General features: G+C 67.2%; 16 protein-coding genes, 1 tRNA gene and 1 pseudogene. 10 read left to right on the forward strand and 8 right to left on the reverse strand.

Translation table 11 applies throughout. The features are described 5' to 3' along the window. The first annotated feature begins 91 nt into the window (after nucleotides 1–91). Both ACI3KU_RS14435 and ACI3KU_RS14440 read left to right on the forward strand, forming a co-directional pair. Nucleotides 92–958 (forward strand): M23 family metallopeptidase, encoded by an 867-nt coding sequence (locus ACI3KU_RS14435; RefSeq protein WP_404923036.1) that lies wholly within the window; start codon nucleotides 92–94, stop codon nucleotides 956–958. A gap of 357 nt (nucleotides 959–1315) precedes the next feature. Continuing rightward, the gene (locus tag ACI3KU_RS14440; protein WP_404923005.1) at nucleotides 1316–1816 is read left to right on the forward strand and encodes an HNH endonuclease; all 501 of its coding nucleotides are present in this window, start codon (nucleotides 1316–1318) and stop codon (nucleotides 1814–1816) included. Nucleotides 1817–1822: 6 nt separating this feature from the next. On the opposite strand, the gene ACI3KU_RS14445 is transcribed toward ACI3KU_RS14440, so the two are convergent. Beyond that, nucleotides 1823–2329 (reverse strand): MarR family winged helix-turn-helix transcriptional regulator, encoded by a 507-nt coding sequence (locus tag ACI3KU_RS14445; protein WP_404923006.1) that lies wholly within the window; start codon nucleotides 2327–2329, stop codon nucleotides 1823–1825. Between the two features lie 41 nt (nucleotides 2330–2370). Here ACI3KU_RS14445 and ACI3KU_RS14450 point away from each other — a divergent pair, with 41 nt between their 5' ends. The 3 genes and pseudogenes from ACI3KU_RS14450 to ACI3KU_RS14460 all read left to right on the forward strand — a co-directional run bounded on the left by ACI3KU_RS14450 (nucleotide 2371) and on the right by ACI3KU_RS14460 (nucleotide 4894). After that, nucleotides 2371–3294 carry a DMT family transporter gene (locus ACI3KU_RS14450; protein WP_404923007.1) on the forward strand — a complete coding sequence of 308 codons (924 nt, stop codon included), beginning with the start codon at nucleotides 2371–2373 and terminating at the stop codon, nucleotides 3292–3294. 169 nt (nucleotides 3295–3463) lie between these two features. Continuing rightward, nucleotides 3464–4274, forward strand: a pseudogene (locus ACI3KU_RS14455) (formylglycine-generating enzyme family protein). Nucleotides 4275–4294: 20 nt separating this feature from the next. Continuing rightward, nucleotides 4295–4894, forward strand: coding sequence for a hypothetical protein (locus ACI3KU_RS14460; RefSeq protein WP_404923008.1), 600 nt, complete (start codon nucleotides 4295–4297; stop codon nucleotides 4892–4894). A 14-nt stretch (nucleotides 4895–4908) separates the two neighbouring features. Here ACI3KU_RS14460 and ACI3KU_RS14465 read toward each other — a convergent pair. Then, a tRNA-Arg gene (locus ACI3KU_RS14465) sits at nucleotides 4909–4984 on the reverse strand. A gap of 171 nt (nucleotides 4985–5155) precedes the next feature. On the opposite strand from ACI3KU_RS14465, the gene ACI3KU_RS14470 reads away from it, so the two are divergent. Then, a complete protein-coding gene (locus tag ACI3KU_RS14470; protein ID WP_404923009.1) occupies nucleotides 5156–6418 on the forward strand; it encodes an ammonium transporter in 1263 nt (420 codons plus the stop codon). Nucleotides 6419–6511: 93 nt separating this feature from the next. Next, complete coding sequence (locus tag ACI3KU_RS14475; protein ID WP_404923010.1) at nucleotides 6512–7069, forward strand: hypothetical protein; 558 nt, start codon at nucleotides 6512–6514, stop codon at nucleotides 7067–7069. A gap of 118 nt (nucleotides 7070–7187) precedes the next feature. On the opposite strand, the gene ACI3KU_RS14480 is transcribed toward ACI3KU_RS14475, so the two are convergent. From ACI3KU_RS14480 to ACI3KU_RS14490, 3 genes are all read right to left on the reverse strand, one after another. Further along, entirely contained in the window at nucleotides 7188–7529 is a 342-nt protein-coding gene (locus ACI3KU_RS14480; RefSeq protein WP_404923011.1) for an Lsr2 family protein, read from the reverse strand. 107 nt (nucleotides 7530–7636) lie between these two features. Further along, the gene (locus ACI3KU_RS14485; protein ID WP_404923012.1) at nucleotides 7637–8503 is read right to left on the reverse strand and encodes a LuxR C-terminal-related transcriptional regulator; all 867 of its coding nucleotides are present in this window, start codon (nucleotides 8501–8503) and stop codon (nucleotides 7637–7639) included. 81 nt (nucleotides 8504–8584) lie between these two features. After that, nucleotides 8585–9166, reverse strand: a complete 582-nt coding sequence (locus ACI3KU_RS14490; RefSeq protein WP_404923013.1) for a methylated-DNA--[protein]-cysteine S-methyltransferase — start codon at nucleotides 9164–9166, stop codon at nucleotides 8585–8587. Between the two features lie 157 nt (nucleotides 9167–9323). Here ACI3KU_RS14490 and ACI3KU_RS14495 point away from each other — a divergent pair, with 157 nt between their 5' ends. Then, on the forward strand, nucleotides 9324–13046 hold the full coding sequence (locus tag ACI3KU_RS14495; RefSeq protein WP_404923014.1) for an AAA family ATPase: 3723 nt from the start codon (nucleotides 9324–9326) through the stop codon (nucleotides 13044–13046). Next, complete coding sequence (locus ACI3KU_RS14500; RefSeq protein WP_404923015.1) at nucleotides 13036–13224, forward strand: hypothetical protein; 189 nt, start codon at nucleotides 13036–13038, stop codon at nucleotides 13222–13224. The genes ACI3KU_RS14495 and ACI3KU_RS14500 overlap by 11 nt, the downstream gene beginning before the upstream one ends. 50 nt (nucleotides 13225–13274) lie before the next feature. On the opposite strand, the gene mscL is transcribed toward ACI3KU_RS14500, so the two are convergent. From mscL to ACI3KU_RS14515, 3 genes are read right to left on the reverse strand one after another with little or no spacing between them, the layout of a single operon-like run. Further along, entirely contained in the window at nucleotides 13275–13685 is a 411-nt protein-coding gene (gene mscL, locus ACI3KU_RS14505; protein ID WP_404923016.1) for a large conductance mechanosensitive channel protein MscL, read from the reverse strand. 34 nt (nucleotides 13686–13719) lie between these two features. Then, nucleotides 13720–13974, reverse strand: coding sequence for an FmdB family zinc ribbon protein (locus ACI3KU_RS14510; RefSeq protein ID WP_404923017.1), 255 nt, complete (start codon nucleotides 13972–13974; stop codon nucleotides 13720–13722). A 34-nt stretch (nucleotides 13975–14008) separates the two neighbouring features. Continuing rightward, on the reverse strand, nucleotides 14009–14605 hold the full coding sequence (locus ACI3KU_RS14515) for a 5-formyltetrahydrofolate cyclo-ligase (RefSeq protein WP_404923018.1): 597 nt from the start codon (nucleotides 14603–14605) through the stop codon (nucleotides 14009–14011). Between the two features lie 46 nt (nucleotides 14606–14651). Between ACI3KU_RS14515 and galU the strand changes: the two genes are divergently transcribed. Next, nucleotides 14652–15539 carry a UTP--glucose-1-phosphate uridylyltransferase GalU gene (gene galU, locus ACI3KU_RS14520; protein WP_404923019.1) on the forward strand — a complete coding sequence of 296 codons (888 nt, stop codon included), beginning with the start codon at nucleotides 14652–14654 and terminating at the stop codon, nucleotides 15537–15539. Nucleotides 15540–15556: the final 17 nt, after the last annotated feature.

Genomic DNA, 15556 nt, shown 5'->3' on the forward strand with positions numbered 1-15556 from the left:
CGCGGGTCCCGATGCACAAAGTGCCCTGAACCGAGTGCCGACGAGCCGGACGCTTCGGCGTGGAGGCGACGGAGGAACCAGCTTGAGTGCAGTGAACGAGTCGAACCCGCCCGAGTCCGAGGGGGCGCCGGAGTCGACCGCAGCGGTGGTGCGTCGTGCGCGTCGTCAGCCCCGCCCCGCGAGCGGGGGGCGAGCCCGACCCGCGCGCATCCTTGGCAGCCTGGTCATCGTCGCCGGCCTGATCGGCACGGTCGGACTGTCGGCCTACGGCGCATACAACGGTGCCAACAGCGCCGCCGCAGATAACAAGGGCCTCACCCTGCAGCAGGCCGCCGCAGACGGTGCACAGGCGCTGGTCGTGGCATCCGATGTCACGGGAGATGCCGTTCAGCGCGACGCCTATGCCGCAACGACTGCGGCAGAGATCGCGCAGAAGAAGGCGGAAGAGGAAGCCCTGCGCCGTGCGCAGGAGGCCGCCGCTGCCGCCGAGGCGGCGAAGAAGGCCGCGGCCGACAAGAAGGTCTCGATCGACTTCTCCAACGTGCCCACGTTCTCCGGCGCTACCGGAACCTTCGTCTGGCCCGTCACAGGCTTCATCCTGGGCGACACCCTCGGTGCCGGCCGTGGACACGAGGGTTCTGACCTGCTGATCGCCGCTGGTACGCCGATCTACGCGATGAACGCCGGCACGGTCACCATCTCGGCCGAGAGCTACGGCGGGTATGGCAACTTCGTCGAGATCACGGGCGACGTGAACGGCACCTCGGTCGAGTCGCGCTACGGTCACATGACCTCCGGTTCGCGCGTGGTGTCCGAGGGCGACCATGTGGAAGCCGGTCAGCTGATCGGTCTCGTCGGCAGCACGGGTCGCTCGACCGCCAATCACCTCCACCTCGAAGTCCGTCTGGATGGCTCGCTGGTGGACTCCTACGCGTTCCTCGTGGCCAACGCCGGCTGACGCAACGAACACTCGACGAGGGGCATCGCACACGTGCGGTGCCCCTCGTCGTTGATGCCGGACGTGGGATGTTCACCTGCGCGTCGTATGCGTCCCGGGCGTGTCGGGGTTACGCTGTCTCCTGACGCCGGTCGAAACGCGGAGGGCGCACATGCATACGACGACGAGCATCCGAACCACGGGTGTGGGTCAGTCGCGCGCGCATGAGCATCACCTATCGCAAACGAGCATGTCCGCGAGCTCTCACAGGGCGCCATCCGTTCGGGTGGCGCCCTGTGTCGTTCCGGGATGAATCGACCGCGTCGCAACGCATCGTGAAACCCGGCAACCAGCCGGGGCGAATCGAGAGGATGACGGATGCGCACGCTGGTGTTGAACGCAGGATACGAACCACTCGCAGTGATCTCATTCAAGAGAGCGCTGCTGCTGGTCATGAATGACCGCGCAACGATTATCGAACGGGTCGAGGACTCGCCGGTCTGGGGGACGAGCAGCGTGTTCGATCGCCCGGCGGTGATCCTGCTCTCCCGCTACGTGCGAGTGCCCACGACCTACGACGTCCCGGTGACGCGGCGCGGCGTGCTGCGTCGTGACGGGTTTCGGTGCGGCTACTGCGCCAAACCCGCGGCCACGATCGATCACGTGATGCCGCGCTCGCGCGGAGGCGCGGATTCGTGGGAGAACCTGGTGGCGTGCTGTCTGCGCTGCAACAACGTCAAGAGCGATCGGACGCCGCACGAGATGGGGTGGGAGCTGCGCTTCATCCCGCAGCCCCCGCGTGGTACGCAGTGGACCGTGCGCGGCACGGAGCGCGCGGAGCCGGCGTGGGCGCCGTACCTCAGCGCGGCGGCGGCCTGACCCGCGTCAGTCGACGTCGAGAGCGCGCAGCCAGCGGCTGAGCAGCTCAGCCAGGTGCGGGGCGTCACCATCGAGCCCGCTGATCAGGCGGTGCTCGTTCGCGGTGTGTCCTTCCACGGCGCGCTCGACGAGCTCGAGCCCCGCGGGGGTGAGGCTGATGTGGCGACGCCGCCCATCGCTGGCGTCACCCTCGCGCTGGACGAGTCCGCGTGCGACAAGACGATCGACGCGCTTGGTCAACCCGCCCGTCGAGATCATGGTGTGCTCGGCCAGCTCGCCCGCGCTGCGACGGTAGGGGTTTCCGGCGCGGCGGAGGGTGGCGAGGACATCGAACTCGCCTTGCGAGATGCCAAAGCGAGCGAACTCATCGTCGATGGCGCGATCAAGGATCATCGCGAGGCGGTGGAGGCGGCCGATCACCGCCTGCGGGGTGGTGTCCAGGTCGGGTCTCTCGCGGCGCCACTCCGCGAGGATCCGGTCGACCCGGTCATCGTTCCGAGGTTCGTCTGCCATCGGGCCAATCTATCTTCCTCGGAAGGTGTAAGTTATCTTCCATGGAAGATAACTCGCGGTGGAAGTGGATCCTGATTGCGGCGATCGCGCCGCTGGCCTGGGGGAGTGTGTACTTCATCACGCGCAACTTCCTCCCCGCAGGCACTCCGCTGTGGGGCGGTGTCTACCGCGCCCTTCCCGCAGGAATCGTGCTGCTGGTGATCGCACGTCGCCTGCCCCGCGGTGACTGGTGGTGGAAATCGCTCGTCCTCGGTCTGCTCAACGTGGGCGGCTTCTTCGCGTTGATCTACCTCGCCGGCACGCTGCTGCCCTCCAGTCTCGCGGCGACCGTGATGTCGGCGTCGGCCGGGACCATGCTCCTGTTCGGCTGGGGCTTGCTGGGCCAGCGCCCCGGCATCATGGCCGTCGCTGGCGCACTGATCGGCATCATCGGAGTCGTGGTGATGATCGGGATCGGGACCACGGGGGTGAACGGCTGGGGCTTGCTCGCCTCACTCGCCGCCATGCTCTCGTCAAACATCGGCTTCGTTCTCACGGCGAAGTGGGGGGCCAAGATCCCACCGGTGACGCTGGCGTCCTGGCAGCTGATGGCCGGGGCGATGGCGCTGATCCCGGTTGCCGCGCTGGTCGAAGGGGCGCCGCCGATCCCGCAGGGGCCGCAGCAGTGGCTCGGATTCCTCTATGTCTCGCTGTTCGCCACCGCGCTGGCGTATGCGGCGTGGTTCACCGGTCTCCAGCGCCTGCCGGCATCGGCGATCGGTGCGGTCGGCCTCCTCAACCCGGTCTCTGGTGTCATCCTCGGCGTCGCGTTCGCGGGGGAGATGTTCGGGCCGGCACAGGCGATCGGCATGGTGCTGGTGGTGGCGGGGGTCGTGATCGGCACACGCCGCCCTCGGATCCGTGCCGTTCCTGCGCCCGATAGGCTCGCAAGCGGGCGCAGCGTTGAGCCGGCGACGCGCGGCTAGGGCGAACGGAGAGACGCGCATGAGCGAGCAGGACGGTTGTGGCTGCGGGTGCGGTGCCCCGGCTCGGTCGTCACTGCTCCAGATCAGCAAGGCGATTGCGACACCTCTGTCTTCGGCTCGAGGGGAGCGCCCGATCGAGCAGATCGCGATCCCGTCCGGCGCGTTCACCATGGGCGACTCGTCGGGTGACGAGAACCCCGCCGATGGCGAGACGCCCCGCCACGTCGTTCGTCTCTCCGCGTTCTCGATCGATGCCACCGCGGTGACCAACGATGCGTTCGCGACCTTCGTCGACGCCACCGGCTACCGCACCGAGGCGGAGGTGTTCGGCTATTCGGCCGTCTTCCACCTCGCGGTCACGGCACCAGAGGAGGATGTGGTGGGCGTTCCGCCGCAGACACCGTGGTGGCGTGGAGTGCGGGGAGCGGACTGGCGTCACCCGGGTGGTGCCGGCTCGGATATCGCGGGCCGCGGCGATCACCCGGTGGTGCACGTGAGCTGGAATGACGCGCAGGCGTACTGCGTCTGGGCCGGGCGGCGCCTGCCGACGGAGGCGGAGTGGGAGTACGCCTCCCGCGGAGGCTTCGACGGTGCCAAGTACCCTTGGGGCGACGCCGAGGTCGACGAGGGCGGCTGGCGGGCGAACATCTTCCAGGGGCAGTTTCCCGCGCACAACACCGTCGAAGACGGATGGGCGACCACGGCGCCGGTGCGCACATTCGCCCCGAATGACTTCGGGCTCTGGCAGACCGTCGGCAACGTGTGGGAGTGGTGCGAGGACCGCTTCGACCCGCGGTCGTATGGGCGGTCGTCCGAATCGGATCCGCTGGGGCCAGCGGAGGGTGACACTCGCGTTCTTCGCGGGTGGCAGCTACCTCTGCCACATCTTGTATTGCAACCGGTATCGCAACTCCGCCCGTTCACAGAACACTCCGGATTCCTCGATGGGCAACGCCGGCTTCCGCACCGTCGCGCTCTGACTCATCGGTAGGGTTCCCTCATGGGCCTCTTCGACTTCTTCTCCCGTGATCGCAAGGTCACGCCAGCGCAGAGTGCGCCGACTGTCGAGACGCAGCAGGTGGATTTCGCTCCGCTGGTGCCGATGGCGGCGATCATCAGCAACAACGACGCCCAGGTCGCAGCAGATATAGCGACGCTGGCTCAGGGATACGAGGCGTTCAGAACGGCGCATCCCGACTGGTGCGCGAAGATGCGTTTCGGCGACCCCGAGCCTGAGCAGCTTCACGCGACGATTCGTGATGCGTTCGTCTACTGGCTCGCCGGTTACGACACCCCGTTCGTGTATGGCGCGTACATCGACTGGAAAGAAGCGACCGACGACATCGTGGGGCAACTGAAGCGAGTCGCCGACAGCCTCGGTCTCTCGCTTGACCTCGCCGAGATTCCGTTCCCGGGCGATGAGCATACCGAGGCGGCGCTTCAGCAGATCGCCGGGTATGTGCGCGAACGCGGCTACGCGCTCACCGTCATCGACACGGAGAGCGACAGCTATCACCTGTATCTGGTTCCGCAGGCGGAGTACGACCGGATGGTTGCCCTGGGCGCATCGGTCGGGTTCCGCGTCTACTCCCCGGCGTGATCGGCGACCTGTTCTGGTGCCCCTGACTGGACTCGAACCAGCGACGCACGGTTTAGGAAACCGACGCTCTATCCACTGAGCTACAGGGGCGCGACTCCCCAGCCTAGTTGACCCCCGAGCAGTCCACCGCCGGGGGGTGGCCGCGCAAAATGTCACGCGTTGGAAACAACCGCGTAGCGCCTGGGAAATTCATGTGCGCCAGATTAGGGCGTGTCGCAGCGCACTCGCGCAGTTCGCGACCTCTCGGAAAGGTGGACTCGGATGGACCAGGGAAATACAGCGTTCATTCTCATCGCGGCGGCACTTGTGCTCCTGATGACTCCCGGCCTCGCGTTCTTCTACGGCGGGCTCGTGAAGGCCAAGAGCGTCATCAGCATGATGATGCTGAGCTTCGGTGCGCTGGGACTCATCGGTGTGCTGTGGGTGCTCTATGGCTACGCCATCGCGTTCCCCGGCGCAGAGGGCACACTCGCGCCCTGGGCGATCGACTGGTCGGCGGTGGGACTGGAAAGCCTGATCGAGGTGCCGGAGGGAGCGGCCTACCCGCCGCTGGCATTCGTGGCGTTCCAGGCCACCTTCGCCATCATCACGGTGGCACTCGTCTCGGGTGCGATCGCCGACCGCGCCAAGTTCGGGTCGTGGATGATCTTCGCCGCCATCTGGGCGACGGTCGTGTACTTCCCGGTGGCCAGCTGGGTGTTCAACTTCGGTCTGGCCGATGACGGCAGCTTCGCCTACGGCGGCTGGATCACGCACGGCCTGCAGGAGGCCTTCGGTGTCGGCGCGATCGACTTCGCCGGTGGTACGGCGGTGCACATCAACGCCGGTGCCGCTGCTCTCGCTCTCGCTCTCGTCCTCGGCAAGCGTCAGGGATTCCAGAAGGGTGCGCACGTGCCCCACAACCCGCCGTTCGTGCTGCTGGGTGCGGGACTGCTGTGGTTCGGCTGGTTCGGCTTCAACGCGGGTTCGGAACTCGCCGCCGACGGCACCGCTGCTCTCGCCTTCGTCAACACGCTCGCGGCACCTGCCGCCGCCCTGCTCGCCTGGCTCGTGGTCGAGAAGATCAAGGACAAGAAGCCGACCTCGGTGGGCGCGGCATCGGGTGCGGTGGCCGGCCTCGTCGCCATCACGCCGGCCTGCGGGTCGCTGCAGCCCATCTGGGCCATCCTGCTCGGTCTCATCGCCGGTGCCGTGTGCGCCCTCGCGATCGAGCTGAAGTTCAAGTTCGGCTTCGATGACTCGCTGGATGTGGTGGGCATCCACCTCATCGGTGGACTCATCGGAACCCTGTACCTGGGCTTCTTCGCCAACGGCACCGGCCTCTTCCTGGGCGGCGACGGCACGCAGCTGCTCGTTCAGGCAATCGCTGCGTTCTCGGTGCTGATCTACTCCTTCGCACTCGCGTACGGCATCGGGTTCGTCATCGATCGGACGCTCGGCTTCCGCATCAAGGACGAGGACGAGATCGCCGGTATCGACAAGGTCATCCACGGTGAGGCGGGGTACGTGCTCGCTGATCGCTGATCCGCTGATCGCTGAGCAAGGCCAGACGGGGCGGGGGCCGCACACAACGCGGCTCCCGCCCCGGCATTTCACCGGGACCCCAGAGGCAGGAACATGTTCACTCCGATCAACCAGGCGGTCGCCGTACGACCGCTCGACGCCGGCGACGGGCGAATCCGGCACCTCACGGCGCTCTCCGCGGATGAGCGATGGTCGGATGCCGGTCTGCACGTCTTGGAGCTGCGCTCGCGAAACGGAACGTTCGTGCTTCCCGAGCGTCACGCCAGCTATCAGGTGGTCGGGCTCTCGGGGGCTCAGATCGCGATCGGTGAACGCGGCGCGTACCGACCCCTGCGGTCGGGGGAGGTCCTGCGATCCGCGGGGGAGACGGTGGAGCTGCGCCGCTGGGCGTCTCGGGGAATCAGCCGACTGCTGTGTCTGAGTCTTGACCAGCGCGAGGCGATTGCCACCCTGTCGACGGTTACCGTCAGCGAGCCGACCGGTCTGACCGGCGACGTCACCTCCATCACGGTCATCGCGGGAGCCGCTTCGCTGGAGGCCCAGGATCTGGAGCCCACGACGACAGTGCTCGTCGGCAGCGGGGGCGATGGTGTCGTCACCGGGCATGGTCGGGTAGCGCTCACGCGTTTCCTGACACGGGTGGCTTCATGACTCAGCGATGGGTCGACGTCTGTGTCGATGGACTGCGTGTAGCGAGGTAGCGCCCCTCGGATGGACAGCATTCGGGCCGTTCTGCAATCTCTGCAGAACGGCCCGAATGCGGTGAAGGTCAGTGCGCGGCGTCGTACGCCTCGAGGACGCTCGCCGGCACGCGACCACGGTCAGAGACCGGGTGGCCATTGTCGTTGGCCCAGGCGCGCACGGCGGCGAGGTCAGTACGACCGGAGCCACGCTTGGGGGCGGGAGAGGAAATAGCGGCAGCGCGTGCGAGACGACGGCCGGCGGAGATGAACGGTGCTACAGCGCCGCGAAGCGCTGCAGCATTCTCATCCGTGAGGTCGATCTCGTAGGCGACGCCATCGAGCGAGAAATGAACAGTCTCGCCGTCGCCGACTTCGAGGACAGTGCCGTCGAGGTCGTCAATGATCTGGTGAACGATCTTCTTTGCCATGTGCATAACAATAGAAGATGAATCATCAATTTCCCAGGAGGACTTTCACAGAAAGTTCCTGTGTCGTGATGTGGGGATCGGGTTTTGGATGGCGTGACAGCGGGTGATCAGGGAATGATGCCGGCCCGCCGGGCTTCGGTTACCGCGGCGAGACGCGTGGAAACTCCCAATTTCGACATCGCAGTGGCCAGATAGGCCTTCACCGTTCCGGGCATCAGGCCGAGTTGCCGAGCGATATCGGCATTGGTTCCTCCGAGCGCGGCGCAGGCGAGGACGTCCACCTCGCGCGGCGCCAGCCGCGGCGTTTCAGGCGACGGGAGAGGCAGGTGATCGCCGGCGAGCGATGCCAATCGTTCGGAAAGCGTGCGCAATTGTTGTGCATCTGCTTCGGCCGCTCGATTGATGAGTGGGCGAAGGGCCGCATAGATCGATCGCAATTCCTCCCGATGCGCCATGGGAAGTGGATCGCTGACAACCGGAAGCGGACTCGACGTTCCCAGCATGCGAACCCGACGTTCCACTTCATCACGCACACGCAATTCAGCCGCGAGTGCCTCGGCCACCTGGAATGCCGGTGCGGCATTCACCTCGCCGACCGGTTGGCCGCTCCAGGATCCGCCGTACAGAACGCCGCGCGCGATTCCGCCCACAATGATGGGAACCGCAAGAAGGGTGGAAATCCCCTCGCCAAGAATCGCTCGATCGTAATCGTGGGTGATGGATCGACTGGCACCGTAGTCACTCGTCATGCGCGGGCGAAGTTCGACCACCGCTCGGCCGCCGAGTCCGCGCTCCGGATGCACGCGCAGGCCATCCAGACTGCGGGTGCGCGCGCCGTGAACGGCGGTGATGGACACCTCGCCGTCTCGGAACAGACCGCCGAAGGCCACCGGGAAACCCGTGCGACGGGACAGTTCGCGCACCGCGTGCGCTACCAGTTCCGCCTCGCTGGGCGGTGCCGTGCGTGCGTTCACCGTGCCTCCATGGTGCCTCTGTGCTCCGGGCAATCGGTACCACAACGCCGAGAGGATCGAGCATTCGAGGATATCGCCGGATCAGCCCCGCGCGGCTCGATCGAAGGCCTCGTCCGCCGCCTCATCGTCGACCCGGGTCGTGCGGCGCGGCACCGCTCTCGGGGCGATCGCGCCCTCCAGCTCCAACAGGGCGCGTTTGGTCTCCGGATGCGCGCCGTACTCACCGACGGATCCGTCGGAGCGGACCACGCGGTGAACGGGGACGATGAGAGAGAAAGGTGTCAGTCGGCAGGCGGTGCCCACTGCTCGTGCTGCCCGCGGGCGTCCGGCGACCAGCGCGATCTCGCCGTACGACGCCGTGGCCCCATACGGGATCTCGGTGACCGCCTGCAGTGCGTCCAGCGTGAACCCGCTGACCAGACTCCAGTCCAGCTCCACGTCGAATTCTCGACGCTTGCCGTCGGAGTACTCCTCGATCTGCTCACACAGCTCGGCGAGGGACCCCGGACTGCTCACGGGTACGGTGCCGAGCTGCGCCGAGACCCGCTCGATTTCCCACTGCGGGTCCCCGTCGATCAGGTGGAACCAGACGAGTCCACGCTCGCCGGCGACTCCCACAGCCGCGCCAAAGGGGGTTGATATGACGTCCCAGGTGTATTTCATGACCACATCATCTTCGTCGCTCGAGCGTGGATCCGTCTCTGTCGGGTCGATGGGAACAACTCGGCGTGATTTCGGGCCGGGGGAGGAGAAGGGGAGGATCGGGTGCGCGCGGCGCGGAATACGGCGAATCCGCGGGCTCTCGACCTAGTCTGGTCGTGTGCGGCACGACAACACCGAAGACGACGAGCGTGCGGGCGCGACGGCGAAACCGATCGTCCCGGGCGACATCGACTCGCTCGCGCCCGGTGTGCACGTGACCCACGCCGCGCAGACGACGCGAGACGCCATCGTCCGTCAGGCGGCAGATCTCGGCGGACCCTCCCCGTTGCTGCGCTATCACGACATCCCGGAAGCCGGAATCGAGATCACGAAAGCCCATCCGGGCAGCCTCCCGCAGTTCATCACGGGCCGCTCCACCCTGCTGTCCGGGCTGTTTCGTGACGAGGTCGCCTTGCGCACGGCGCGCATGGCGGCGGAACGCATCACGACGAAGAATCTCGAGCTGCGCGCAGTGCGCGGCCTCGACCCGGTGCACCTCGCGGTGGGCCTCGCGTCGTGGCGCATCGGCGGGGTCGCGTACACCGCCCCGGTGCTGCTGCGTCCCCTCGCCATTCGGCGTCACCAGCACGACTTCGAGCTGAAACTGCACGGCAACTTCCAGATCAACCCCGAACTGGTTCGAGCCGCGCAGGAGCACTTCGGCATCACGATCGACGGACCGCGGCTTGCGGCGCTCGCCTATGACGGCGGTGTGTTCAAACCGCAACCGGTGATCGATCATCTCCGCCGAGCCACTGCCAGCATCGACACGTTCTCCGTCCACCCCCGTCTCGTGGTGTCGGTGTTCGCCGATGTCGCCAACGCGATGTCACGGGATGGGTCTCTGGATCACCCCGTGCTGAACGCGCTCGGGGGTCACCAGGACGATCGTGCTCGCCTGCGGGCGGCGCGCGGCGACGTGGTGCCGACCAACCCCGACACCCGCGCGCCTGCCGCCGACACTCTGCTGCTGGACGCGGATTCCGAGCAGGAGCGCGTGCTCGCACGCATCATGGCCGGTCAGTCGCTGGCCATCACCACCCTCCCGGGCACGGGCGGTACGCAGACGATCATCAATGCCGTGGGATCGCTCGTGGACAACGGCAAGCGGGTGCTCGTGGTGAGCGCCCGCCGATCCACGCTCGACGGCATCCGTCATCGTCTGGCGGGGGTCGGGCTCGACGCTCTGGCGATCGCCCCCGCTGCGGTCCGCAAGGATCTGATCCGCGCCATCGGTCGCAACGAGAAGGCCGAACAGCCGCAGGTGGCTGACGTGGACGAAGCGCTCGTGCGTCTGCGCGCGATCCTCACCGATTACCGCGCCGCACTGTCCGCCGCGCACCCCGTCTTCGGGGTCTCCGCGCTCGACGCCACGCGCGCGCTGTCGGCGCTGGCGCAGAAGCCCACCGCCCCGAACACGGCCGCGCGTCTGGATACGCGTGCCCTGCAGGCACTCGCCAGCGGGCGTCGGGAAGCGGCCGAGAAGCTCACCCTTGCCGCGCGCCTGGGCGAGTTCCGTTTCGGGCCCGACGATTCGCCGTGGTACGGCGTGAGCTTCAGCACCACGGCGTCCGCCACCGACGCGCACGCGCTGGCCGCGCGCCTCCACAAGAGCGACGTGTCGAGTCTGCTGGAGCGCGGATACGAGTTGATCGCGCAGACACGTATGCGGCCGTTCCTCACGGTGGACGAGCTGGGGGAGTACCTCCGTCTCCTGCAGGGCATCGGTGAATCTCTCGACAAGTTCCTTCCCACCGCGTTCGAGCGCCCGCTGGGCGAGATGATCGACGCGCACGGCCCGCGCCGCGGCACGGCCGAGATGAGCAACGCCAACCGCCGCCGGTTGAAGAACCTCTCGCGTGATCTGGTGCGCCCCGGTGTGCACGTTGCCGACATGCATGCCGGGCTGCAGCGCATCCAGCAGCAGCGCACCCAGTGGCAGCGCTACGTGGAGCAGGGCGCGGTTCCCGAGGTCCCGGTCGGACTGCACGACGTCACGGTTGCGTGGCAGCGCGTGCATGCTGATCTCGCCTCGCTCGACACGGTGCTGGGGCGCGCCGGAACCGCGCGGCTGTCGGCGATGCCGGTCGCCCAGCTGGTGCGGACGCTGGCCGGCCTTGCCGCCGAGTCCAAGTACTTCGACAACCTCGTCGAGCGCGCGAGCCTGCGCACAGAGCTTGCCCGCCTCGGCCTGGAGCCACTGCTCGAGGAGCTGTCGGTTCGCCACGTCGATGAAGAGCGGGTGAGCGACGAGCTCGAGTTCACCTGGTGGCAATCGGTGCTGGAGCACCTGCTGCAGAACGATCGCCGACTGCTCGGCGCCAACACGTCGATCGTCGACCGGCTGGAGCGCGATTTCCGCCTCGTCGACGAAGCGCACAACGCCGCCTCGGGTCCCTTGCTGGCCGCGCGGCTGGCCACCGACTGGCGCATCGGCATCGTGGATCATCCGGACGAGGCGATCGGCCTCAAGCACACCCTCACTCGCGGAACCCCGAGCCCCGGCGAGCTGATGCGCGTGGCACCCCACCTCGCCGACATCGTGGCGCCGGTGTGGATCGCCTCGCCCTATGAGGTCCCCGCGCTCGGCGACGACGTCCGCTTCGACGTGGCGATCATCGCCGACGCCGGCGCCATCAGCCTCGCCGAAGCCGCGCCCACGATCCGTCGCGCGCACCAGATCGTCGCGCTCGGCGACCCGGCTACCCAGGCTCCGACACCGTTCCGCATCGCCGCGTCCGATGATGGCGAGTGGGAGAGCGAAGACCCGTTCGACGCGACCAGCGTGTTCGAGCGATTGGCCGAGATCGTGCCGGTGGAGACGCTGACGCGCAGCTATCGCGCCGGCGGTGAGGACCTCGCTGAGCTCGTGAACGACGCGTTCTACGGCGGCGAGATCGTCTCGCTGCCGTGGGCGGGGTCGTATCTCGGCCGTGGCAGCCTGAGCGTGGACTACGTCGAGGGCGGCTATGGCGCCCCCGATCCCGATTCCGGAGCGGTGGAGAGCACGGACGCCGAGGTGTCCCGCGTCGTCGCCCTTGTGGTGCAGCACGCAGTGAAGCGCCCCCGCGAGTCGCTGATGGTCATCACGGCGAGCCGCCGTCACGCGGAGCGGGTGCGCCGTTCCGTCGCCGCGGCGTTCGCCGGCCGGTCCGACGTGGCCGACTTCGTCTCGCGCGACGCGGGGGAGCCGTTCGCGGTGCTGACCCTCGAGGAATCGGTGGCCGAGAGCCGCGACCGCGTGATCTTCTCGCTCGGCTTCGGTCTCACCAAGCATGGCCGGGTGCTCAGCGACTTCGGCGATCTGTCGACCCCCGACGGGGAGCGACTGCTGACCGTGGGAATGACCCGGGCGCGGCGTTCCATGGTGATCGTCTCCTGCATCCAGCCGTCCGCCTTCGATGACGGACGACTGGAGCATGGCGCCGCCACCCTGATGGGCATCCTCGCCGGCGTCGATGAGCGTGCCGCCGAGGTGTATCCGGAAGAGGGCGTCGATGTGCTCACCCGCGGACTTGCGCGCGAGCTGCGCGATCTCGGTGCGGATGTCGAGCTGAACTATCGCGGGATCCTCCCGCTCGTGGCACGTCACGGCGGCAAGGCCGTCGTCGTGGAGAGCGACCCGGATGTGGCCAACCAGTCGCTCCGGGAGAGCGTTCGGCTGCGTCCGCAGGCGTTGCGCAAGCTCGGCTGGCACTACGTGCGCGTCCACGCCTTCGACCTGTACAGCGATCCCGCGGGCGTCGCGCAGCGCATCGCCGTGCTCCTCGGTGTGGAATCCGCGCCCGCTCGTGGCGATGAGACGCAGCCGATCGACCTGCAGTCCGTCGATGGCGAGTGACGCGACGAACCCGCGACAGCGTGTCGTCCGCGTGGGTTCTCGTCGTGCGAAGCTGACGGCGGCACCGGGGACGTTCGCGGAGCCCGGGGCGGCTCCGGATGAGGTCGCGGCTCCCGTTTCGCAGGGTGAGGGGCCGAACGACGCGCGCCTGCGCCAGGACGTCCCGCCGCACTACTGAAGACGAGAAAGGCGCCGACCCGGGGGATCGACGCCTTTCTGAGGTGGTGATTACGCGCGATCTTTCGCGAGCAGATCACGGATCTCGGAGAGCAGCTCCTGCTCGCTGGGAAGGGCCAGCTCCTCTTCGACGGAGGTGCCGGCCTTCGCGGCCTGGCGCTCCTTCCACTTGTTCATCGGCAGCACGAGGCAGAGGTAGACCACGAGGGCGACGGCGAGGAAGTTGATAATCGCGCCGATCACAGCCCCGATGCCGAAGACCGTTGTGCCGCCCTGGAGGTTCGCGACCGGCAACGTCAGGTCGTCGAGGTTCTTGACCGAGAAGAAGAAGGCGATCAGGGGGTTGATGATCCCCTCGACCAGCTTCGTGACGATCGTGCCGAACGCCGCGCCGATGACGACCGCCACGGCGAGATCGATGACATTTCCTTGCAGGATGAACTGCCGGAATCCCTTGATCATGTTCTTTCCCCTACCCACTCACCGTGCGAGACCACTACGCGGAGGTCGTAGTGGAAGACGAACCCGTCTCAGCCTTCGATGATGTCTCACTGCCTCCGCCGCCACCAGAGGACGCGCGGGAGTCGGTGCGATAGAAGCCGCCGCCGTTGAAGGTCACCCCGATCGATCCGTACTGCTTGCGCAGCGGCCCACCGCACTCGGGGCAGACGGTGAGAGCGTCGTCGCTGAAGGACTGGACGGCATCGAAGCGGTGGCCGCACTGCGTGCAGGCATAGACGTAGGTGGGCATGTGATGTTCTTTCGTGAATCGCGCCGCGAGCGGATCAGCGGGCGCTGGAGGTCAGAGGAATGATGCGGGTGGGGGTGACGATGCCGGTGACGGGTTGATCGTGAGCCTCGCGAGGCACGGCGTCGAGCACCTCGTTGTCGTACACGACCGCATAGACCGGCGGGCATTTCTGCATGGAGCCAAGAGTCTTGTCGAAGTAGCCGCGTCCCCACCCCAGGCGTGTGCCGTCGGTGCCGACCGCAGCCGCGGGCACGATCATCAGGTCTGCGTCATCGACCGCCATCGGGCCGAGCAGCTCGCCCTCCGGCTCGGACAGGCCGAACAGACCCTCGTACTCGCCGCCGTCGGGGGTGGCCACCGTCCAGTCGAGGAGGCCGTCCGCTCGCGTGACGGGCAGCAGCACACGGATGCCGCGATCCATCGCGTGGTTGATGAAGGTGCGAGTGCCCGGCTCGGCAGGAGAGGAGAGGTAGCAGGAGACTGTGCGGGCTCGCGTGCGTTCGGTCAGCTCGTCCAGACGAGCGGCGATCTCGGCCGTGGCCCGATCGCGCTGGGACTCCGACAGCGACTGCCGCCGCGTGCGGATGTCCGCGCGCAGGGCCTGCTTCTCATCCGCGATATGTCTCGCCATACCTCGATTCTACGGCGCACGGCGACCCATCCTTTAGAGTGGTTGAATGTCTCAGTCTCGTATGAAGGCGGTCATCCCTGCCGCCGGTCTTGGAACGCGCTTCCTTCCCGCCACCAAGGCGATGCCGAAGGAAATGCTTCCGGTCGTCGACAAGCCCGCCATCCAGTACGTGGTGGAGGAAGCGGTCAACGCCGGAATCGATGATGTGCTGGTGATCATCGGGCGCAACAAGAACGCGATCTCCGACCACTTCGACGCCGTCCCCGAGTTGGAGAGCAAGCTCGCGGAGAAGGGCGACGACAAGAAGCTGCAGCAGGTACTGGCCTCCAGTGACCTCGCCGACATCCACTTCGTGCGTCAGGGTGAGCCCAAGGGCCTCGGACACGCGGTGCTGCGCGCGAAGGCGCACGTGGGCGACTCCTCGTTCGCTGTCATGCTCGGCGATGACCTCATCGATGAGCGCGACCCGCTGCTGCCGCAGATGATCGAGCAGCACGCCAAGCGCGGCGCGGCTGTCGTCGCACTGATGGAGGTTCCGCGCGAGCACATCCACCTCTACGGTGTTGCCGCCGTGGAGCAGACCGAGGATGAGGGCGTCGTCCGCATCACCGGCATGGTGGAGAAGCCCTCTGCCGAAGACGCTCCGTCCAACCTCGCCGTCATCGGCCGCTACGTGCTCGGTCCGGACATCTTCGATGTCCTGGAGCACACCAAGCCGGGTAAGGGCGGGGAGATCCAGCTGACCGACGCCCTTCAGGAGCAGGCAGCGGACCCCAACGGAAACGGCGTTTTCGGTGTGGTCTTCCGTGGCCGTCGCTACGACACCGGCGCCAAGATCGACTACATCCAGGCCATCGTGCAGCTTGCCGTCGCACGCCCCGACCTCGGTCCGGAGCTGCGCGCCTGGCTGAAGGACTTCGCCGAGACGCTCTGAGTCCGGCACATCGCCCC

The sequence above is a fragment of the Microbacterium sp. ZW T5_56 genome (assembly GCF_044987425.1).
Lineage (GTDB): Bacteria > Actinomycetota > Actinomycetes > Actinomycetales > Microbacteriaceae > Microbacterium.